Origin of the sequence: Arthrobacter hankyongi (assembly GCF_022012395.1) — a bacterium.
Lineage (GTDB): Bacteria > Actinomycetota > Actinomycetes > Actinomycetales > Micrococcaceae > Crystallibacter > Crystallibacter hankyongi.
The window spans coordinates 27414-49290 of sequence record NZ_JAKLTQ010000023.1; the positions used below are offsets into that span (position 1 = coordinate 27414).

A 21877-nucleotide genomic window follows, 5' to 3' on the forward strand; every position below is an offset into this window, starting at 1 on the left:
GAGTGGCTACTGCGGCGTTGCTTCCGCGCTGTGGGAAACGGGCCCGGCGGTCGTCACGGTGCCGGCGTCACCGTCGACGCCGACTTGCTGGCCGCTGGCGATCCGCTGCGTGGCCACGCCGGTGCCCAACACCGCGGGAATGCCGTACTCGCGGGCGACGATCGAGCTGTGGCTCAGCGGCCCGCCCACGTCGGTCACCACGGCCGCGGCGATGGCGAACAGCGGGGTCCATGCCGGCGTCGTCATCCGGGCTACCAGCACATCCCCCGGACGCATCCGCGAAAAGTCCTCGGGGCCGGCCAGCACGCACGCCGGGGCCCTCACCCGCCCGGCGCTGGCCCCGACGCCGTGAATGACGTCGCCGCTCTGGCGCTGGGAGCCCGCAGGCATCAGCCCGGCGACGGCCCGCTCCAGCCATGGAATCATGGGCAGCATCTGCGGGGCCGCGGCCTGGCGTTGGCCCCGCCAGCGCATCCTGCGCCGTTCGACGGCGTCCACCATCACCGGGCGCTGCGCCCCGGTGATGGCCGGCCCGGTCCCGTCCGTGCCGGCCAGACCGAAGTCTACGGCGCTGCGCAGTTCTGCCAGACGCAGCCAGAAGACATCGGCAGGCTCGGCGATGACACCGGCGTCCACCAGCCGCCGGCCCAGCTCCCGCAGCATCCGCCGCATCGGCGGCCAGGCCAGGCCGATGTCGGCCAGCGCGTCCTCGCGCACCGGGGCGGCGGACTGGGCCCAGCGCAGCAGCCTGGTGAACGCCGCCCGCCGTGCCGGCCCCAGCCGGGCCAGCACGTCCCGGGTGGCCTCCTCGCGGCGGTCGGCCGAGCGCTGCTGGCGCAGGTGCGGGTTGCTGCCGAGTCCATCCAAGTAGTACTTGAAGGTCGCCAGTAGCGGCGCCGGATCGTCGGCAGGCACCGGGGTAAGGAAGTCCAGGTTGTAAACGGCGTGGCCGAAGCGGTCCAGGTGCCGGACGAACCGCTCCCGCCACTGCCGCCATTCCAGCTCCGGCCCGTCCGGCACTGTGCCGCCGCGCAGCACGTCGGCGAGCGCGGCCGCCGGCATGTCCCGAAGAGCCTCGGCCAGCCGCGGCTGGTCCCGGGTCCACGCCGCCAGGCTGAACAGGGACTTCTCGGCGCGGATGGGCTCGCTGTCAAAACCGAGCAGGAAGGTCTGCGCGGGCGGGTCGCCCTCGCGCCGGACGCAGCGGTCGTAGTACTGCCGGAAGCAGGTCTCGCTGGTGGCCGCGGCCGGGATGACCGACTGCACCGCGGTGTAGTACGCGGTGCCGGCGTCCAGCAGGGCCGAGACACCCTCAAGCAGCCGGGACCCGGACAGGTCCCCTGCCGGTTGCGCGGCCCAGCCCGCAACCTGCTGCTCGTAGCGCGGATGGGCGTAGTCCCGCCAGCCCGCGATGCCCAGCTGCGCGTCCCCGCGAGCCAGCGCGCGGACCGCCGGCAGCGTTTTGCCCAGCATGCGCAGCATCCCGGTGGTGCTGTAGAAGTAGTAGGCATACCCGTTGACCGTGGGGAATCCCAGATCGCCTTCATGCAGGGGCTTGCCGCCGAAGGACCGCGTCATCAGGGCGCGCAGGGACCGGATCACGGAACCCTCGATCAGGTCGGCGAACAGCGGCGAGAGCGGGTCCGGGAGCTGTTCGACAATGCTCGCACGGAAATACATCCCCTTCGGATACGGGACCGGCCACTCGGTGGGAACCTCTCCGCTGGGCGCGCGCAGCGCGGTGACCGGCCGGGACTGGAGCAGGCAGAAGGTTCCGCCGGCCAGCGCCCACTCGATATCCTGCGGAGCTTGGAACCGGCCGGCAGCTTGTTCGCCCAGGCGCGCCAGGACGGCCGCCGCAGTATCGTCCAGCACCGGCTGCCGGCGGCGTTCGCCCGGCACCGGCTGCTCGGCGGTGCCGCGTTCGACGCGGACCGTCATCACCTGCTTGTCGCCGGTGTGCCGCGAGAGGATGCGGCCCGTACCGGCCTCGACGACGATATCGTCGGGGGTCACCGAACCGCCCACCACCGACTCCCCCAGCCCCCACGCCGCGCTGATGACCAGTTGGTCGGGGCGCCCGTTCGCGGGATTGGCGGTGAACATCACCCCGGCAGCCTCGGCGTCGACCATGTCCTGCACGACAACGGCCAGGCGCACCGCGGCCGGGTCGATGCCCGCGCGGGCACGGTAGGCCATCGCCCGGGCGGTCCACAGGGACGCCCAGCAAGCAGTGACCGCCGCCGCCAAGGCCTCGGCCCCGCGGATATTCAGGTACGTGTCCTGCTGGCCGGCGGAGCTGGCGGAGGCCAGATCCTCGGCGGTGGCAGACGAGCGCACCGCCACCGCGGCGCCCTCCCCGCCCAGCCCGCGATAGGCTGCGCGCAGTGCCACGTCGACGTCCGCGGGCAGCCTGCCTCCGGTGAACAGCTCCCGGATCCGCAGCGCGGCCTGCTCATAGTCCTGTAGCGCGGCGCCGTGCGGGAGCGCCGCGAGCTCGAGGATCTGCGCCGCGATCCCGTTCGCCTCGATAAAGGCCTCGTAGGCGGTAGTGAGCAGCACGAAGCCCGCCGGTACCGGCAGCCCCGCCTGCACCAGTTCGCCCAGGTTGGCGCCCTTGCCGCCAGCCAGCGCGAGGTCGCCGCGGCCGACCTCGCCCAGTTGCCTGATGTAGGTCATGACCGTGCATCCTAGCGGTCCGGGCATGATTGATACATGCCTGCCAGCGAGTCACCCGTTACCATCACCGTCGGCGTCACCGCGGTGTCCGGCGTCTATGCCCGGCCGGACTGTCCGTTCGCCACGCTGGTAGTAGCCCATGGAGCCGGAGCCGGCATGGACCATCCGTTCCTGGCCGGCTTCGCCCGGGCCCTGAACGACGACGGCGTGGCCACCCTCCGCTTCAACTTCCCGTACCGCGAAGCGGGCAGGAAGTTTCCCGACCGGCCACCGGCAGCCATTTCCGCCTGGCGCGCGGCAATGGACGCCGCCATAACCCGGGCAGGCGGCGGACCCGTCTGGGCCGCCGGAAAATCCTTCGGCGGACGCATGGCCTCGATGGCGGTGGCAGAGGGTATGCCCGCGGCCGGGCTGGTTTACCTCGGCTACCCGCTGCACCCTCCGGGCAAGCCGGAGAAGCTCCGCGATGAACACCTTTACGGGCTGAGGCTGCCCATGCTCTTCCTCCAAGGCACACGGGATCCGTTCGCGACCCCAGCCCTGCTCGAGAGCGTGGTCGCCCGCATCGGCCCGAACGCGGCCCTGGAATGGCGCGAGGGTGGCGACCATTCCTTCGCCGTCGCGGGTGTGAAGCTCGGGGCTCAGGAAGTGGGGGCATCGCTGGCGGAACGGGTTTCGACATTCCTGCGCAGGAACGGCTGACCCCCGGCGCAGGACTCCTGCCAGAATGGAGGGATGGAAGTCGCCGTCGGGCTGGTGGTCCTGGTCGTGGTGGTCTGCGCCGGCAGTGCCCTGGGCCGCCGCTTCAACATCTCCGTTCCGCTGCTGCTGGTGCTGGCCGGAATCGCCGGTTCATACCTGCCCTTCATCCCCCCGGTGGCCCTGATTCCCGAGCTGGTCCTGATCGGCATCCTTCCGCCGCTGCTCTATGCAGCGGCACTGCGCACGTCGGTGGTGGAGTTCCAAGCCAACAAGCGCTCGATCGCGCTGCTCTCCGTGGGCTACGTGGTCTTCGGCACCATCGCCGTCGGGCTGGTGGTCTGGTGGCTGCTGCCGGACATTCCCCTGGGCGCCGCCTTCGCCCTCGGCGCCGTGGTGGCGCCGCCGGACGCGGTCGCTGCCACGTCGATTGCCCGGCGGGTGGGCATGCCGCGCCGGATCGTGGCCATCCTGGAAGGCGAGTCCCTGGTCAACGATGCGACCGCACTGGTCCTGCTCAGGGCCTCGATTGCCGCCATCGCCGGCAGCGTCGCCGTGGCCGAGGTCGCCGCCGCGTTCGTGCTGGCCGTCGCCGGCGGAGTCGCCTGCGGTGCGGCGGCAGCCTGGCTGCTGCTGCGTATCCGACGCAAGGTGCGCGACGTGGCCATCAACACCTCCCTGTCCCTGGCCGCTCCGTTCGTGGCATTCATTCCTGCCGAAGCCATCCACGCCTCCGGCGTGCTCGCCGTCGTCGTCGCCGGCCTGGTGATCGGCACCCGGACGCCCGCCATGCCCGGTGGCGCTTCCCGGCTGAGCCAGCGCAGCAACTGGGCGACGGTCCAGTTCCTGCTGGAGAATGCGGTCTTCCTGCTGATCGGCCTGCAGGTCCGGTCCATCATCGATGCCGCCTGGTCGGACCCGCTCGGCCCGGCAGGGGCCGGGTGGACGTGCGCTGCGATCCTGCTGGCCGTCCTGGTGCTGCGTCCGGTGTGGGTCTTTCCCGCGACCTACCTTCCGCGGCTCATTCCGGCCGTCGGCAGGGCGGACCCGGCGCCGTCCTGGCGGGTGCCGGCGGTCGTATCCTGGGCCGGCATGCGCGGCGTGGTCACGCTGGCCGCGGCGCTGGTCCTGCCGCCGGACCTGCCCCACCGGCCGGTCCTCGTCCTCGCCGCCCTGGTCGTGGTGGCCGGCACCCTGGTCCTCCAGGGATTCAGCCTGCCGTGGCTGGTGCGCAGGCTGGGACTGCGCGGCCCGGACCCGCTGGAGGATGCACTGGTCCAGGCAACCCTGCTGCAGCGCTCCACGGCGGCCGGCATCGAGCGGCTCCAAACCATGACCGTGCCCGAGGACCCGCCGGAAGTCCTGGCCATGCTGCAGCGCCGGACCGAGGAACGCAGCCTGGCCGCGTGGGAGCGCCTCGGCCGTCCGGAAGACGAAACCCGCACCCCCAGCCGCCGCTATGCCCAGCTCCGGGCCGCCATGCTGGACGCCGAACGCGCCGAGGTCCTGGACTTGAGGCGCACCGGCGCCTACCCGGCCGAGGTGGTGGACGAGGTGCTGGAACGGCTCGACGTCGAGGAATCCATGATCGACGCCGCGCTCGACGGCGGCATCCGCAGCGGTGCGTCGCTGGCCGCTCCCCCGAGCCTGGCCGGCGGCTGCTGGCACTTGCAGCAGGCCTCCGCCAAGCCGGTTCCGGCTTCCCCTCAGTGCCAGGACTGCGTGCGGGAGGGCACCACGCCGGTACACCTGCGCCTCTGCCTGGACTGCGGCAACGTCGGCTGCTGCGATTCCTCCCCCGGCCTGCATGCCACCCGGCACTTCCACGAATCGGGCCACCCGGTGATGCGCAGTATCGAACCCGGCGAGTCCTGGCGCTGGTGCTACGTGGACGACCTGCTCGGCTGACCGGCACCCTCCGGCATCTGGTCCATGGTGGGCTTCGGCGGACTCACGCGTTGGCGGCGGCCGGGGCCGCGTTCGAGGGAACCGGCTCGTGCCTGAGGTAGTTGCGGCGGAAGCGGCCGGTACCGGCGGTCAGCGCCCGCAGCTGGACGGCGTACCGCAGCAGCTCTGCCTCCGGAACTTCGGCGCTGATCTCGGTACGGTCCCCGTCGACCGGAGCGGTCCCGGTCAGGCGCCCCCGGCGGGAGGACAGATCGCTCATCACCGCCCCGACATACTCGTCCGGGACGCTGATGGTCACCGCCGCGACAGGTTCGAGCAGCTGGATGCGCGCCCCGGAGGCCGCCTCCCGCAAGGCCAGTGCCCCGGCCGACTGGAACGCCGCATCGGATGAATCCACGCTGTGGGTCTTGCCGCCCACCAGCGTCACCCGGATATCCACGACCGGAAAGCCCGACGCGACGCCCTTCTGCATCTGCGCCCTGACGCCCTTCTCGACCGAAAGGATGAACGGCCCGGGGATCACTCCGCCGACAATCTTGTCGACGAACTCGAACCCCGCCCCGCGCCCGAGCGGTTCGACCTCGATGTCGCAGATGGCGTACTGGCCGTGGCCTCCGGACTGCTTGACGTACCGCCCATGGCCGGCCGCACCGGCGGCGAACGTCTCCCGCAGCGGCGTCACCACCTCGACGGTCTGCAGCTTCACGCCCTGGTCCCGCAGCCGGTCCAGCACCACTTCGGCGTGGGCCTCGCCCATGCACCAAAGGATCAACTGGTGGGTTTCGGCATTGCGCTCCACCCGCAGCGTCGGGTCCCCGGCGGCCACCCTGGACAGGTTCCTGGCCAGCGCGTCTTCATCGCCGTGCGAAGCGGCCTCGACGGCGACCGGCATCAGCGGTTCGGGCATCTCCCAGGCCTCGATCAGCAACGGTGCCTCCCGCGACGACACGGTGTCCCCGGTCTCGGCACTGGCCAGTTTGGTGATGGCACAGATGTCCCCCGCAACGCAGTACGGGACCGGCCGCAGGCCGGAGCCCAGCGGGGAATGCAGGTGGGTGATGCGCTCGTCGCTGTCGTGGTCCGGATGGCCCCGGTCCGCCAGCCCGTGTCCGCCCACGTGGATGGCGGCATCGTCACGCAGGGTGCCGGAGAACACCCGGACCAGGCAGACCCGGCCCAGGAACGGGTCGACGGTAGTGCGCACCACCTCGGCGGCCAGCGGTCCTTCCGGATCGCAGGCCAGCTGCCCGGCAGGGGTGCCGTCGATCCCCGCCACTTCCGGCAGTTCGCGCTCGAGCGGTGACGGGAACGCCCGGGTGAGCATCTGCAGCAGTTCGGCCATGCCGACGCCGGCCTCCGCCGACGTGGCCAGCACCGGGAAGAAGGAACCGCGGCTGACGGCGGTCTCCAGGTCGCCGACCAGCACGTCGAAGGCGATCTGCTCGCCCCCGAGGTAGCGGTCCATCAGCGTCTCGTCTTCGCTCTCGGCGATGATCCCTTCGATGAGCGCGCCCCGGGCGGACTGAGCGGCGGCCATTTCGCCGTCGTCGGCCTGCCGCACGGCCGGCTGCGGATCCCCTTCGGCGTAGTCCGATACCGTCCCCGACAGCAGGCCCAGCAGCCCCGTCACGGCCCCGCCGGTGCGCACCGGGAGGTAGAGCGGCAGCACCGAGTCGCCGAAGGCCCGCCGGCAGGCGGCCAGGACGCCGTCGTAATCCGCCCGCGGATGGTCCAGCCGGCTGATCACCACCGCGCGCGGCATCGCGACCCGCTCGCACTCGCCCCACAGCGCGGTGGTCGCCGCGTCGACGCCGTCGACGGCGGAGACCACGAACAGCGCCGCGTCCGCGGCGCGCAGCCCAGCCCGCAGCTCACCGGTGAAGTCCGCATAGCCGGGAGTGTCCAGCAGGTTCACCTTGACGTCGTCGAGCGCCAGCGGGACCACCGAGAGCGTCACGGAACGATGCTGCCTGATTTCGGACGGATCCGAATCGCTCACCGTGGTCCCGTCGGCAACCGATCCCATGCGCCCGATGGCGCCGGTGGCGGCCAGCAGCGCCTCGACCAGCGTCGTCTTGCCCGCGCCGGAGCGGCCCACCAGGGCGACGTTGCGGATCTTGTCCGGCTGGTCGACCGGTGCCCCGGCAGACGCCTCGGCCCGTCTCGGATCAGAACCTCCCCGGCCCGGACCCTTCCCCGGTCCACCCGCGCCTTTCACCGACATGAATACCTCCTGGCATCGTCGCCATCGTCCCCGCCGTTGTTATCAGATTCGACACCCTAAGGCGGCCGCAGGGCAAGGGTCCGTCCGCAGGAATCACTGCGGCCACCGGGGTGCATCAGCCCTGTGACCCAATTCACTGCCCGCCGGTCTGGACTGCAATCACCTCGAGGCGGCATCGTAGAGGCAGCGGCAATCGCAGCCGCTTCCTCCGGAGACTGAGCCGACAGCACCCGTGAATACCGGCCGGGACGCAGCAACAGAGCCAGTCCGGACCCGCCCCACCATCGCCACTCGCTCCTATTCCTTGGAGAAACCATGAGCGCCCTGACCCAACGAATCCGCCGTACCGCACCGCGCCTGCTCGCGGAAGACCCCACGATCATCCTGGACCTCTGCGACCATGCCGAAGCCCTGGAGGCAGAGAACCAGCAGCTCAAAGCCAGGCTGGCGCCCCCGCCACGCCGCATCACCTATATCGACCCCGAGCCCGAGGACGCCGTCCGGACGGCGATGCCCGCCACCTGAGCGCTGCACCGGCCGGCAAGCTCCAACACGGCGCCGAGGCCGGACACATGCGCTCCGGAGCGGGACAACCAGTGAATGAGGGACTCTGGTAGAACAACCTTGCCGGAGAGTATGACTAGGGCATGAAAAAGTCGCAGCGACGGAGCGCGGCCTTTGTGCCCCTCGCCGGCCAGTTCCGTTCCTATAGCCGCGTGTGGCTGCGGAGCGACCTGATCGCCGGGGCCACCGTCGCGGCCCTGATCGTTCCGAAGAACCTGGGGTATGCCGGCATTGCCGGGATTCCGCTCCAGAACGGCCTGTATGCGGCTGCTGCCGGCGCCATCGTGTACGGGATCTTCGGCACCTGCCGGCAGATTTCGATGGGTCCGAGCTCAGGCCTGGCGGCAGTGGCCGCGAGTGCCGTGCTCGCAGCAGGCATCACCAGCGAGCACGATGTCGCCTCGTTCGTTGCCGGGATCACGCTCGCGTCAGGGATACTTTTCCTTCTTCTTGCCGTCTTCAAGATGGGCTGGATTGCGCAGTTCCTCTCCCGGGCCGTAGTGACCGGATTCCTCTTCGGCGCAGCGATCGACGTGGTCATTGGCGAGCTCCCGAAGCTGACCGGTACCGAGGTCACCGGCTCCAATCCGATCCAGGAACTGCGGTCCTGGCTCGGGACCTTGGGTGAGGCGCAGCAGGCGACCGTGATCGTGGGCGTCATCGCGCTGGTCGTCGTTTTCGGGTTGAGGGCGATCGCGCCCAGAGTCCCCGGCGCCCTGGTCCTGGTCGTGGGTGGATTGCTGTCTGCGGCGTTGTTCGATCTCGGGGCCAAGGGGGTGGCGCTGGTCGGTGATGTGCCCAGGGGGCTGCCATCGCTGGCGATTCCGGACGGCCGGCTGTTGTGGGACCACGCGGGCACGGTGGCCCTGGCGGCGGTGGCGCTGGTCCTGATCGGCTTCTCCCAAACCGCCGGTGACGCACGGGCGTTCGCGGCCAAGCACCGCTACCAGATCGACATCAACCAGGAGTCAACGGCCCAGTCGTTCGCCAATACGGCCGCAGGAGTATTTCAGGGGATGCCGGTCTCGACGAGTCTGTCCGCGAGTTCGCTGAACGACCACTCCGGGGCGAAGACCGGCCTGGCCTCCATCACCTCGGGTGTCACCGTTCTACTCACGCTGCTCGTCCTGGCGCCGCTCTTCTCGAACCTGCCCAAGCCGGTCCTGGCGGCCCTGATCATCGAAGCCGTTGTCATGGGCATGATGAACGTGCACGAGATGCGGCGGCTTGCCCGGGTGCAGAGGTTCGACTTCTGGGTAGCGGTTGCAGCCATCCTTGGCACGCTCGTCTTCGGTGTGCTCGCGGGCGTTGCCATCGGGATCGGGCTCTCGCTCCTCTGGCTGGTCTGGGTGGCCACCCACCCGGACATGCCGGCCCTCGGCCGCGAACCGGGAACCCAGGTCTTCCGTGAAACCGATGAGCATCCCGGCGACGAGGTGTTTCCAGGCGTGGCCGTGATCCGCCTCGACGGCGGCCTCTTCTTCGCCACCGCCGACGCGTTGGAGGACCGTCTGCGTGAGGTCATCCACTCGACGCCGGACCTCACCGGCATCGTGCTCGACTGCGAGGGGATCAATTTCGTCGACTCCCAAGGCGCAGCCAAGATGACGGACATCGTGCAGCTTGCCCGGGAGTCCGGCGTCAACCTGCGAATCGCCCGGCTTAAGCCCGCGGTGCGGGCGACCTTGGGCAGGGACGGGGTGATCGAGCTCCTTGGCGCAGAGATGATCCACGGCAATATCTACCGGGCCGTGAAGGCGGAGCAGGCAGCGGCAGCGAAGGGGCGTGACGAAACGTCCGGCTAACCGGCGGACGCTGCATTCCACGGAGTTCACCGCTGCCGCCCCGACTGAATACCGCTGCGCTTTCCGCCTTCTTCGGTTGACCTGGCTGCGGCCGGTGGCAACACTGAAAGTGGCACGACGCCGTACGAGAGTACGTAGGCTCTTCCCCATTCCACGGACGAAAGAGTCGGTCCGCTCGGATGACGTGGTGCGGCTGCTTGATTCGACCTCGGATGTAGTCGACGAGGAGGCCGCTCGTGGGCAAGACGAAAGGCGCCGACAGACAGGTCGGGACCAAAACCATGCCGCGGGGCCGCCACGATCAAGCGCGGATCGGGTTCCGCACGCCCGATCCGACCTCGTATTTCCTCCGGGTGGCTCCGCCGGTCCAAGCCAGCGCCCAGGAGAAGACCCGGCGACCCGACATCGAACCGCCGCACCGTTCGGAGCGGTGCCCCAGGATGAGGAGGAAGTCATGAACGACAAGGCCAAAGCCTCGGCGGTGGCGGACCAAGCCGCCGCAGACGTGGCCTGGTACACCCTTGCGCCCGAAGCCGTTGCCAGCAGCCTGGGCGTGGACCCGGTGCAGGGACTCAGCGCAGCCGAGGCACAGCAGAGGCTGCAGCAGCACGGTCCGAACGTTCTGGCCGCGGCCAAGCGGGAGCCGGTCTGGAAACGGTTCTTCAAGCATTACCTGGATTACATGCAGATCGTGCTCGTGGTCGCCGCGGTGGTCAGCCTGCTGATCCAGGAATACGGCACGGCCGTGGGGCTCGCGCTGCTGACGCTGTTCAACGCATGGCTGGGCTATCACCAGGAAGGCAAGGCCGAAGCGGCAGCGGCGTCCTTGGCGAAGATGATGAAGTCGGTGGCCAAGGTGCGCCGCGACGGCGGCATCATGGAGGTCGGAGCCGAGCAAATCGTGCCCGGCGACATTGTGGTGGTCGACGCCGGCGACCGCGTCCCCGCCGACGGCCGGGTCATCCTGGCGGCAACCCTGCAGATCGAGGAGGGCGCCCTGACGGGCGAGAGCGTTGCGGTAGAGAAGGACACCGAGCCCGTCGCCCGCGCCGATGTAGCCCTCGGCGACCGGCTCAACATGGCGTTCATGAATACCAATGTGACCCGGGGCCATGGCGAGATCCTCGTCACCACCACAGGCATGGGGTCGGAGGTCGGCCACATCGCCGGCATGCTGGCCGGGCAGAAGGCGGAGAAGACCCCGCTGACCAAGCAGGTCGACCGGCTCACCATCTTCATCATCATCGCGGCCCTCTTCGCCTTCGCCGCGATCGTGGTCATGGGCCTGGCCCAGGGCGAATCCTTCGCCGTGCTCTTCGGAATCGGCGTGGCGCTGGCCGTCGGCTCGATCCCCGATGCGCTGCCCGCCGTCGTCACCACGATCCTGTCCGTTGGCTCGATAAACATGGCCCGGAAGAACGCCATCATGAAGGTCCTGCCGGCGGTCGAGACGCTGGGTTCCACCTCGGCGATCAACTCCGACAAGACCGGTACCCTGACCCTGAACCAGATGACGGTGCGCGAGATCGCGACCGTGCAGCACCGCTATACAGTCAGCGGCGAGGGCTACAGTTTCGACGGCCAGGTCCAACGCACGAGCGGCGACGCCGAGCGTGACCTGGACTACGTGATGTTCTCGTGCGCGCTGTGCAATGACTCCGATATCCAGGACGGCGAAGTCGTCGGCGACCCGACCGAGGGCGCGCTGTACGTGCTCGCGCAGAAGGGCGGAGTCGACGTCGAGGAGTTCCGCAGGAACAATCCGCGCGTGGCCTCGGTCCCGTTTGACTCCGATTACAAGTTCATGGCCACCTTCCATCTGATGCCGGGTGCCGACGGCCGGCCCGTGATCAGGGCCTACGTGAAGGGGGCGCCCGACGTGCTGCTCGACAGATCGTCGTTCGGCCGGATGCCGGGCGGCCGTGCCGAGCCCCTCACCGAGGAGATGCGGGCGAAGGTGCTCGCAGCCAACGAGCACATCGCCGGCACGGGCCGGCGGGTGCTTGCGCTGGCGCAACGGGAGTTCGACCCGGCGACCTTCGATCCGTCGGCTGACCTCATGGCGCTGATGCAGGACCTGGAGATCTCCGCGCTGATCGGCGAGGTCGACCCGCCGCGTGCCGAGGCGGTGGCCGCCATCGCCGAGGCGAAGCGTGCCGGCATCCGGGTCCGGATGATCACCGGCGACCACGCAATCACCGCAGCGGCAATCGCCGATGAGCTGGGCATCGAGGGCCGCGCGGTGACGGGCGCCGAGTTCGCTGCCATGAGTGATGCGGAGGCCGACGTCCAGATCGACGGCATCGGGGTGATCGCCCGGGTGGCACCCGAGCACAAGGTCAGACTGGTCGAGGTGCTTAAGCGCAAGGGAAACATCGTCGCGATGACCGGCGACGGAGTGAACGACGCGCCGGCGATCGCCGCAGCCGACATCGGGATCGCGATGGGCATCACGGGCACCGACGTCGCCAAGGGCGCGGCAAAGATGATCCTGGCCGACGATAACTTCGCCACTATCGTGAGCGCGGTCGAGCAGGGCCGTTTGGTCTATGACAACCTGCAGAAGTTCGTGCGGATCCAGGTCGCCAACTTGTTCATGTTCATCCTGGCGTTCATCGGATCTTCGGCATTCGCGATCGCCGGTACGGCCCTGCTCAGTCCGGCCCAGGTGCTGTGGATCCACATGGCGGTCGTCGCACCCATTGGCGCTGTGATGGGACTGGACCTCGCGACGCCGGGCATCATGGAGCGCAAGCCCCGGCCGTTCAACCAGCCGATCATCGTCCGGTCGATGATGGTGCGCCTGTTCGTCGCCGGTCTGTTCATGGCGGCCTCGACGCTGCTCCTCGTGCAGATCGGCAAGACCAGCTACGACTCGCTTGAGACTGGCCAGACCATGGCTGTGGTGGGCCTGGCGTTGATGAACATCGCCCTCGCGCTCAACCTGCGCTATCCCGAAGAGAGCGCCTTCGGACCTTCCACGGTGTCCAACCCGAAGCTGCTCTGGGCGTTCGCCTGGGCCGTCGTCGGCTCGATGCTGATCACCCAGATGCGGGTGCTGCAGGACCTGTTCGGTACCGAACCGCTCACCGGTCCCCAGTGGGTCGTCTGCCTGCTGCCGGCAGTAATCCTGCTGCTGCTCGGTGAGCTGGGCAAGCTCGTCCTGCGGGCCCTGCGCCCCAAGGAGACTGCCACGGTCCCGGACCAACCCGTTCCTGCCTGACCGGGCCAGAGGCCTCGCGTCAATGCACGAGCGTACTGAGCCAGATAATGCCCAGGCCCAAGGCTGAGGTAGTGGCCGAGCTGAGGACGCGGAGGGTCCAGTGGCTGCTGCGCCTGGCAGCGTTGACCCACCCCAACACCGCGAGCAGCACGACGCCAACCCACAGCGCCAGATAGTAGGCGACGTACTCGTCGAGCACACCAACAGTTGCCAGCAGCAGGAACACGGCTGGCAGGAGCATCGCGAGCATCATGCCCACGGAATGCCGGGCGGACGCGAGCACCGCGGCCCAAACCGCCTTGCCGCGGTGTTCTGCTGACAGGTTGCTGGCGACCACGCCGGAGTAGATGTGGGCCAGCCAGAAGACGACGACCGTTCCCAGCGTGAACAAGAACACTTCCAGGTCCGTGTTGTACTTCCAGCCGATGGCGATCAGGGCGCTCACGAGTACGGTGCCATAGATCGCATATTCGGTTTGGTACGCATTCAGCAGGACGACCGCGGGCCTGGTGATGTTGGGGGCTGCACGGTGGACCCAACGGCGGGCCGATGACGGGTGATTCACCGATTCATTGCCGGCGCCCGTCATCGCGCCTTTCGCACTGCCCTTATCCCGCATGATGACACCGCCTGCAGTTCAGTCGAAATCCGGCGGATGGGCGAGCATGGCCTCCACCTCGGCCCGGTCCGGGGCGTAGGACCCGGCCCGGCTGACTGTCAGGCCCGAGGTGACGGCGGCCCGGTGGAGGGCCGGCTGGACATCGGCCCAGCGCGCCTGGCGGAGCCTGCCGCGTTGCCGGGCCCCGCCGAGCAGATCGGCTTCCAGCAGCCCGGAGATGAGCCCGGCCATGAACGAGTCGCCGGCGCCGACGGTGTCGGCGACCTTGACGTTCAGTTGGTCCACGACCAGCATGTCGCGGTCCGAACCCAGCGTCGCCCACGCTCCCCATGGGCCGCGGGTGATGACGACCATGGCAGGTCCCAGGGCGCGCCAGTGCCGCATGACCGCCTGCAGCGGCTTGTCGCCGTAGAGCCATTCGATGTCTTCCTCGGACGCCTTGACCAGGTCCGCGAGCGAGACCAGTTCCTCGATGCGCTGCATCACGGCCTGCGGAGAGTGCATCAGTGCGGGGCGGGCGTTTGGGTCGTAGGAGACCGTGGCATGGTCCCGGGCCGCCCGAACCGCCTCCAGTACCTGGGTGCCGCCCGGTTCGAGCGTGGCCGCGATGCTTCCGGTGTGCAGGTGGTTGACGTCGTCGAGGTCGGCCAAGGCCGGCAATTTCCAGGTCAGGTCGAAGTCGTAGGAGGCGCTGCCTGCGGCGTCCAGGGTCGCATAGGCCACCGAGGTGTGCTCGGCGCCGTCGCTGCCTTCGTGCAGTCGTGCGCCCGCGGTGCGCGCCCACTCGACGATCCGGCCGCCCCTCTCGTCACGGCCAAACCAGGTACCGATGGTGACATCGTGGCCCAGCCGGGCCAGGCCGCACCCCACGTTGAGCAGGCTGCCTCCGACGTGCTCCGCCGAATTCCCGTCCTGGTGCACCACGTCGACAAGCGCCTCGCCGAGGGACAGGACCTTGGGACCGCTCATGGCTTGCCTCCTTGCGGTTCGCTCAGGCGGAGGTACGCCAGTGCGAGAGTCCGAGTTGTTCTTCCATCTCCTCCAGCGGCACGCCCTTGGTCTCCGGCATCACCTTCAGGACCCAGATGAGCTGCCCGATCATGCAGATGAAGAAGAGCGAGAAGGCCCAGCCGCCGCCCAGTATCGCGATCACCGGAGGGAACGCCCAGGAGGTGATTGCCGCGAACACCCAGTGGGTCAGGCTGCCCAGCGACTGGCCGCGGCCGCGGATGCGGTTGGGGAAGATCTCGGAGATGAACACCCAGATCACTGCGCCCTGGCCGAAGGCGTGGGCAGCGATGAACACCAGCAGACCGACCAGCACGAGGATGCTGGAGGTTGGCGTAAAGACCGGCTCGTAATAGAACATCACGCCGGCGAGGAAGCCAAGACTGATCAGGTAGCCGATCGAACCGACCAGCATCAGCCGGCGCCGTCCGAACCGATCGATAACCGCCAGCGCAGCCATGGTGGCGACCAGGTTCATCAGCCCCACCGCGACCGCCATCAGGAAGGCGGCGTCCGTGGACGCACCCGCCTTGATGAGCACCGCGGGGGCGTAGTACAGGATCGCGTTGATGCCTGATAACTGATTGAATGCGGCGATGGCCACGGCCATCAGGATGACCCTGCGGTGCTGGGCGGTGAAGAACGGGACCGTGGGGGCATTCTCGGCTGCGGCCAGCGAGGCGCGGAGCTCGCTGATCTCCAGGTCGAATTCGGCCTGGGTGGCGCACAGCCGGCGCGCGACCTCGGCTCCCTGCTGATCCTGGCCGGCGCTCAACAACCAGCGCGGCGTCTCGGGCACGGTGAACAGCAGCAACAGGAAGACGATCGCTGGAATCGCCATCACACCGAACATCCAGCGCCACGCCACATCGGCGGGCAGGGCCATCCGGATCAGGAAGTTGGACAGATACGCCAGCAGGATGCCGAGCACGATGTTGAACTGCACCAGGCCCACCAGACGTCCTCGGTGGGCGGCCGGAGAGATCTCGGCCGTGTAGATCGGGGCGCACACGCTGGCCATCCCCACCCCGACACCGCCAAGGAACCGGAAGATGATGAACACGATCTGGTTCGTCGCCAGCGCAGAGCCCACTGCACCGACCACGAACAACGCGCCGATCAGGAAAAGCATCTTCTTGCGTCCGTACCTGTCCGCCGGTATCCCGGCAGTCAGGGCGCCCAGAATGGTGCCGATGAGCGCGGTGGCCACGGTGAATCCGAGGCCCGCCGGGCTGAGGTTGAACTCCAGGGCCAGGTAGGTGGTGGTCCCTGAGATCACGGCGGTGTCGAAACCAAAGATCAGACCGCCGAGCGAGGCGACGATGGCACTGCGAATGACGAGAGGTCGCATGGGATGTCCAATTATGAGGAGGCCGTACCCCCGCACCATCGGCCGGAGGCCGGCCGGAAGTGGTGTTCCAGCCGGACGACGTGCACCTCGAGGTTCTCCGAATCATCCTCGATCGTGACGAGTACTCGACTTCATGCGAGGAAGCCAGCCCGGAGACGGACCCCGCCGCGTTGCTCGCTGAGCGAACCGTTGTGCCTGCCGCCGCACGGAGCACCGACGCCAGGAGGACATGTATTGCCGAGAACCAAGGCGGGGACGTCCCGGCATTTCCGCTGGGCCGGCCGCGCTTCGAATCCCTAGGGGGATTTTATACCTGTGTGGCCTGGATGAGGATGCTCGGAGGCGGCCAACTGGATGCAGCGGATACCCTACGCGGCGAGGCGGCAGAGCATCAGGTTCCAACCGCCGTCGCCGCGGACGACCGCAGCGCGCTTCACCCTGCCATCCTGATCGAGCCAGCGCAGCTGGCCGCCGTCAGCGTCGATGCGGTAGCCGGACTGCCTGGCCACCCACACCGCCTCGGCAACCGCACGCTCGCGGCTGTCGGCCCACCACCACCAACGACTGACCATGCTGAGGACCGCAAGGACGAAGCCGGCCAGGCCGGTGAACAAACCAAACGTGGGCGGCAGGACCGGGACGAAGGTGATCAGGACCGCAAGACCCATCATGGCAAGCAGGACGCCCACCGGGTGGTTCCACCGTTGGGGGGCAGGAGTCCGCGGGGTGGGCGCCACGTCCCGGAAAACCCGCACCGGGCCGGACAACGTCCGGATGGGGCTGTCGTCGTACTGCATCGAACTCATGAATATGCTCCTGGCACGGTAAGGATCAGGGAATCGAGGGGGCCGGCAATCCTGCAGGCCTGCGAGGATGCCCGGCTCACGGATCAACGCCCGGAACCTGGACGGCCCAGCCCCTGCCGCTCCGTGTCAGCGTCGATTGCCCCCGTGCCATTCAAGCATTCAGGCCGACCGTACTGTCCAGTCGGATCGCTATCTGATTGGTCACACCGGCCCAGCAAGCGCCACGGACCTACGCCTCGACGAACCCTCCAGCCAGCACGCGCCCGAGCAATTCGGTGAGCAGGTCCACTCCGGCGAGCATGTCCTCGTCGCTGGTCAGTTCCTTCTCGTTGTGGCTGATGCCCTCGACACTCGGCACGAAGAGCATGATGGTGGGCACCTTGTCCTTCATGTTGGTCGAGTCGTGCCCGGCCAGGGTGCGCACGACGCCGTGCGGCAGGCCCAGTTCTTCGGCGCACTCGGCGGCCAACTGCATGCCCGCCGCGTCGTAGGCCTTGGCGGCCCAGATGTGCTCGGCGCCGCGCTCGATCCGCACCTTGGCGCGCTGCTCGATGGCCCTGACACGGCGGTGCAGCTCCGCGTCCGCCGCGGCCAGGACCTCTGCGTCCGTGCTGCGGAGATCCACCAGTAGGTTCACCCGGCTGGCCACGACCACGGGCGAATTCGGGAACACAGTGAACTCGCCGCAGGACGTAATGACGGCGTGCTCCTGGGTGCTGAACTCATCAGCGATCTCGCGGGCGGCGACCACCAGCAGCGAGGCGCCGAGCAGCGCGTCCTGCCGGTCGGCGATGACGGTGGCGCCGGTGTGCGCCTGCTCGCCGTGGACCACGAACTCGTATTTGTTGGCACCCCAGGTCGATTCCACCAGTCCGATGGTCAGCCCGTGGTCTTCGAGCGAACGGCCCTGCTCGATGTGGATTTCCAGGTACGCGGCAACGTCCAGCGAGAAATCGCCGATGGTCCCGATGGCTTCCAGCGCCTCACGCACGCTGATGCCGTGCGGGTCCGTGGTGGCCAGCGCCTGCTCTGCGGCCAGTTTGCCGGTGAAGACGGAGCTTCCCATCATGGAGGGCTTGAAGCGGCAGCCTTCCTCATTGAACCAATTGACGACGGCGATATTGAACTTCGGGGCTTGCGTGCCGGCGGCGGCCCGTGCAGCAAGCCGGATGGCGGTATGGGCGGCAGCGAGCACGCCGTAGGCGCCGTCGAAACGTCCGCCGAGCGGCTGCGAATCCAGGTGCGACCCGACGGCAATGTAAGGGGCCCCGGGAACCAGTTCGAGCAGCGCGAACTGGTTGCCGACGGCGTCGTAGCGGACCTCGAAGCCGTGGCCCTCGACGAGCCCGCGGAACCAGTTGCGGGTCTGTCCGTCCGCAACCGTGGCGGCCTGCCGGTCCACGCCTCCGCCGGCAGTGGCGCCGAAGCTGCTCATCGAGCGGAAGTCGGCCAGGAATGCGGCACGTTCGGCGGCGGCGCTGTCGTTCCGGTGGCTGGTGGCCCGGGTGGTGGCGGTGTTGGTCATCCTTGTGCTCCGATCAGATGGTCGATGTGGATGCCGGCGCCGCCGGCATCGAGCTGGTTGTAGGTGAAGCGGCCGCCGACGATGGTCGCCAGGACGTCGAGGGCACAGATGTCCGGCGCGTCGAGCGGGGAGCCGGAGAGGACGGCAAAGTCGGCGAGCTTGCCGAGGCGCAGCGTGCCTTTCTCGGCGCCGCTCCCGGTGGCGATGGCGGCCCACTCGGTGTAGCTGCGCAGGGCCTCCTCCGGAGTCAGGCCTTCGGCCGCGCCGCCGAGCACCAGTCCCCCGTCGGTGCGCCGGTCCACACTGGACTGCATGGCACGGCGGACGTTGTTGTCCGCCACCGGCAGGTCGGAGGAGCCAGCCGGGAGCACCCCGGCGTCCACCAGCGAGCGCCCGCGGTAGAGCCAGCCTTCGCGGGCCGGGCCGACCAGCGCGGCGAACTGGTCGCCCAGTGGACCGATGAACGCGGCCTGCGGCGTCACCGCGATCCCGGCGGCGGCGACGGCGGCCACCTGCTCCGGGCGGGCGATGCCGAAGTGCTCGATCCGGTTCGGCAGGAAGTTGCGGCCGTAACGGTCCTGGCAGGCGGTGATGATCTCGATGGCCAGATCGATTGCGGCGTCGCCGATGGCATGCAGCGCGATCGGCCAGCCGGCCCGGTAGGCGGCGTCGACGCGTTCGCGGTAGGCCTCGGGGGAATCAAGCAGGTAGCCGGTGTTGTGCTGGTGCCCGCAGTAGTCCTCGGTCACCGCTGCGGTGGCCCCGAGCAGCGAGCCGTCCATGAACACCTTGACGGGTCCGAGCGAGACCCACTCATCGCCGAACCCGGCGACGGCGCCCAAGTCCAGGCCGCGGCCGGTCCCGGTGCCGTGCATGTCCCGGGCGTTGGCTTCCAGCGGACGCAGTGCATCCAGCGCCGGCATTAACTGGGCGCGGGCGTGCAGCTTCCCCGTCCGGCGCGCGGCCAGGTAGGCCTGGACCTCCACCGGGCTGTGCCCGATCCAGCCGCCGCCGATTCCGGCTTCGGTGAAGCTGGTGATGCCCTCGGCGGCGTAGCGGGAGGTGGCCGCGTCCAGTGCCTGGACAATCCGCTCCACCGGGTACGGCAGCAGCAGGTCCTGGATCAGGGCCTGGGCGGATTCCTCGACGACGCCGGTCGGGTAGCCATCGGCTCCGCGCAGTACGGCCCCGCCCACCGGGTTCGTGAAGCCGTCCTCGAACACCCCGGCCAGCCGCAGCGTGGCGGTGTTCGTCATGGACAGGTGCCCGGAGACGTGCCGCAGGTAGAGCGGGCGGTCGCCGGTGATCTCGTCCAGCCGGCGGATGTCCGGGAACAATCCGCCGTGGTTCTTGTGGTTGAAGCCGGTGCCGTTGATCCAGGCGTCCGGCTGCCCGCCGGGCAGTGCGTCCAGCCGGCGTGCCTCGGCCTCCAGCAGGGCGTAGAGTTCGTCGAGCCCGCGGGCCGGTTCCAGGTCGACGGCGGACAGGCCCAGCCCCCACCAAGTGGTGTGGCAGTGCGCGTCAATGAAGCCAGGCACCACGGTTGCCCCGCCAAGGGAAAGGTCCCGGGTGGCGGTGCAGCCGGCCAGGTCGTCGTCGAAACCGGCGATGCGCCCGTGCATCACGCCGACACTGTGCGCCCGGGGGTGTTCCGGTTCCAGCGTGAGAATGTTGGCATCGCGCAGGATCAGGTCCAGTTTCATCGGCTGGCCCCCGCCGGAACAACCGTGGCCGGCGCGTCCTCGCCCGCGGGGACCGCTTCGTTGGCGGTGCCCGGCGGCATGGTCTCCGGATCCAGCAGCAGGTGCAGCAGGGCCGGGCGCCCGCTGGCCAGCGCACGCTCCAATGCCGGGACAAATTCGGCGGTGGATTCGACCCGTTCGCCGTGCCCGCCGAAGGTACGCATCCACCCGGCGAAGTCCGGATTGACCATCGCCGTCCCGGACGGACGCCCCGGATAGTGCGCGCGCTGGTGCTGCACGATGGTGCCGTAGATGCCGTTGTCCACCACGATGACCAGCGGGGCGGCCCCCTGGGCAGCGGCCGTCGCCAGTTCCTGGGCGTTCATCAGGAAGTCCCCGTCGCCGCAGACCGCCACCACCTGCCGGTCCGGGTGCACGAGCGCGGCGGCCACGGCCGCGGGAACGGACAGGCCCATGGCCCCGTTGCGCGGTCCCACCAGCGTCCCCGGCCCGGCGTGGGTGAGGTAGCGGTGTCCCCACAAGGTGGCATTGCCGGCCCCGTAGGTGACGATCTTGTCTGCCGGCAGCAGGCGTTCGAGGTCACCGAACGCTTCACCCAGGTCGACGCCGCGGGCGCCGGAACCGGGTCCGTAGTCCGGGCGGGCAGTGGCATACCGCCGCTGGTCGGCTGCCAGCTCCGTCATCCACTCCGGTCCACGGGGGCCCCGTGCCTTCCCGCTCTCCGGCAAAGCCGCGGCAAAGGCGTCCGGACCGGCGAGGATGTGCTGGTCGATCCGGCCGGCGTGGGTGGCGGCTTCCGGATCGGACAGCACGACGACGGTGGGCGCCTGAAGTCCCCGGGTATACCCGTCACTGAGCACATCGGAGCGGCCGCAGCCGGCGAAGATCAGCAAATCCGCTTCGTCCAGCCGGGCGGCAAGGGTGTCCGCGCGGCCGTAGCCGAGCCAGCCGGCCCAGGCAGCCGAGGAGTGGGGAACGGCGTCGTACGCCCGCCAGTCCGCAGCCACCGGCAGATGCGCCTGCTCGGCCCACCCGGCCAATGTCCGCGCGGCAGATCCGGACCAGCCGTCGCCGCCAACCACCAGCAGCGGCCGCTCGGCGGCGGCCAGCCGGTCTGCCAGTTTGTCCGTGGCAGCCGGCGAAGGGGCCGTGGACGGCAGTGCATGCGGCGTCACCGGTGCGGCAGCGGTGGGCCGCACCAGGACGTCCTCGGGCAGGCCGACCACCACGGGGCCGGGCCGGCCGCTGGCAGCCAGCCGCATCGCTTCGGCGACCATGTCCGCGGCCCGGCGTTCGTCGTCGAGCACCATCACCCGCTTGGCCGTGGTGGAGAACCAGCCGGAGAGGCTGAACTCCTGGAAGGCGTCCCGCTCCCGGTCGGCCACCGGAACCAGTCCGACGAAGAGCACCAGCGGGGTGGCGTCCTGCCAGGCAGTATGCACGGCGATCATGGCATTGGCGGCGCCGGGCCCGCGGGTCACCATGGCGATCCCCGGCGTTCCGGTCAGCCGCGCTTCGGTCAACGCCATGAACCCCGCTCCGCCCTCATGCCGGCAGACCACGGTTTCGATGGGTGAGTCATAGAGCCCGTCGAGCACGTCGAGGAAGCTCTCCCCGGGTACGGCGTAGACGCGGCGGACGCCGTGCTGCTCTAGCTGGCGGACGATCAGGTGGCCGGCGGTGCGGGGCATGGGCTGCGGTTTCCTTCGATTCGATGGTGGAGGAACGGTGCCGCCGCCGCTCGGCGGCGGCACCGGATGTGG

The 21877-nt window shown here is 69.2% G+C and carries 14 protein-coding genes; 5 read left to right on the forward strand and 9 right to left on the reverse strand.

Annotated elements, in window-relative coordinates:
- Positions 1–6: 6 nt before the first annotated feature.
- Positions 7–2679 carry a PEP/pyruvate-binding domain-containing protein gene (locus LVY72_RS20725; RefSeq protein WP_237826078.1) on the reverse strand — a complete coding sequence of 891 codons (2673 nt, stop codon included), beginning with the start codon at positions 2677–2679 and terminating at the stop codon, positions 7–9.
- Positions 2680–2715: 36 nt separating this feature from the next.
- Between LVY72_RS20725 and LVY72_RS20730 the strand changes: the two genes are divergently transcribed.
- Positions 2716–3381, forward strand: coding sequence for an alpha/beta hydrolase family protein (locus LVY72_RS20730; RefSeq protein WP_237826081.1), 666 nt, complete (start codon positions 2716–2718; stop codon positions 3379–3381).
- A gap of 33 nt (positions 3382–3414) precedes the next feature.
- Complete coding sequence (locus tag LVY72_RS20735; RefSeq protein WP_237826082.1) at positions 3415–5286, forward strand: Na+/H+ antiporter; 1872 nt, start codon at positions 3415–3417, stop codon at positions 5284–5286.
- Between the two features lie 43 nt (positions 5287–5329).
- Here the strand turns inward: LVY72_RS20735 and LVY72_RS20740 are convergent, their stop codons facing one another.
- The gene (locus LVY72_RS20740) at positions 5330–7510 is read right to left on the reverse strand and encodes an elongation factor G-like protein EF-G2 (RefSeq protein ID WP_237826083.1); all 2181 of its coding nucleotides are present in this window, start codon (positions 7508–7510) and stop codon (positions 5330–5332) included.
- A gap of 315 nt (positions 7511–7825) precedes the next feature.
- Between LVY72_RS20740 and LVY72_RS20745 the strand changes: the two genes are divergently transcribed.
- From LVY72_RS20745 to LVY72_RS20755, 3 genes are all read left to right on the forward strand, one after another.
- Positions 7826–8035: a hypothetical protein gene (locus tag LVY72_RS20745; RefSeq protein WP_237826085.1), complete on the forward strand. Its 210-nt coding sequence runs from the start codon at positions 7826–7828 to the stop codon at positions 8033–8035.
- Positions 8036–8157: 122 nt separating this feature from the next.
- Positions 8158–9879 carry a SulP family inorganic anion transporter gene (locus tag LVY72_RS20750; RefSeq protein ID WP_237826086.1) on the forward strand — a complete coding sequence of 574 codons (1722 nt, stop codon included), beginning with the start codon at positions 8158–8160 and terminating at the stop codon, positions 9877–9879.
- Between the two features lie 454 nt (positions 9880–10333).
- Positions 10334–13102 (forward strand): cation-translocating P-type ATPase, encoded by a 2769-nt coding sequence (locus LVY72_RS20755; protein ID WP_237826087.1) that lies wholly within the window; start codon positions 10334–10336, stop codon positions 13100–13102.
- Positions 13103–13121: 19 nt separating this feature from the next.
- Here LVY72_RS20755 and LVY72_RS20760 read toward each other — a convergent pair whose 3' ends face one another.
- From LVY72_RS20760 to LVY72_RS20790, 7 genes are all read right to left on the reverse strand, one after another.
- Complete coding sequence (locus LVY72_RS20760; RefSeq protein ID WP_237826088.1) at positions 13122–13547, reverse strand: hypothetical protein; 426 nt, start codon at positions 13545–13547, stop codon at positions 13122–13124.
- 192 nt (positions 13548–13739) lie between these two features.
- Complete coding sequence (locus LVY72_RS20765; RefSeq protein ID WP_237826089.1) at positions 13740–14690, reverse strand: carbohydrate kinase family protein; 951 nt, start codon at positions 14688–14690, stop codon at positions 13740–13742.
- A 22-nt stretch (positions 14691–14712) separates the two neighbouring features.
- Positions 14713–16080, reverse strand: coding sequence for a sugar porter family MFS transporter (locus LVY72_RS20770; protein ID WP_237826090.1), 1368 nt, complete (start codon positions 16078–16080; stop codon positions 14713–14715).
- A 368-nt stretch (positions 16081–16448) separates the two neighbouring features.
- Positions 16449–16886 (reverse strand): DUF1129 domain-containing protein, encoded by a 438-nt coding sequence (locus LVY72_RS20775; protein ID WP_237826091.1) that lies wholly within the window; start codon positions 16884–16886, stop codon positions 16449–16451.
- A 229-nt stretch (positions 16887–17115) separates the two neighbouring features.
- Positions 17116–18411 carry a M20 family metallo-hydrolase gene (locus tag LVY72_RS20780; protein WP_237826093.1) on the reverse strand — a complete coding sequence of 432 codons (1296 nt, stop codon included), beginning with the start codon at positions 18409–18411 and terminating at the stop codon, positions 17116–17118.
- Positions 18408–20114 carry an amidohydrolase gene (locus LVY72_RS20785; RefSeq protein ID WP_237826094.1) on the reverse strand — a complete coding sequence of 569 codons (1707 nt, stop codon included), beginning with the start codon at positions 20112–20114 and terminating at the stop codon, positions 18408–18410. The genes LVY72_RS20780 and LVY72_RS20785 overlap by 4 nt, the downstream gene beginning before the upstream one ends.
- Entirely contained in the window at positions 20111–21805 is a 1695-nt protein-coding gene (locus LVY72_RS20790; RefSeq protein ID WP_237826096.1) for a thiamine pyrophosphate-dependent enzyme, read from the reverse strand. The genes LVY72_RS20785 and LVY72_RS20790 overlap by 4 nt, the downstream gene beginning before the upstream one ends.
- Positions 21806–21877 lie beyond the last annotated feature (72 nt).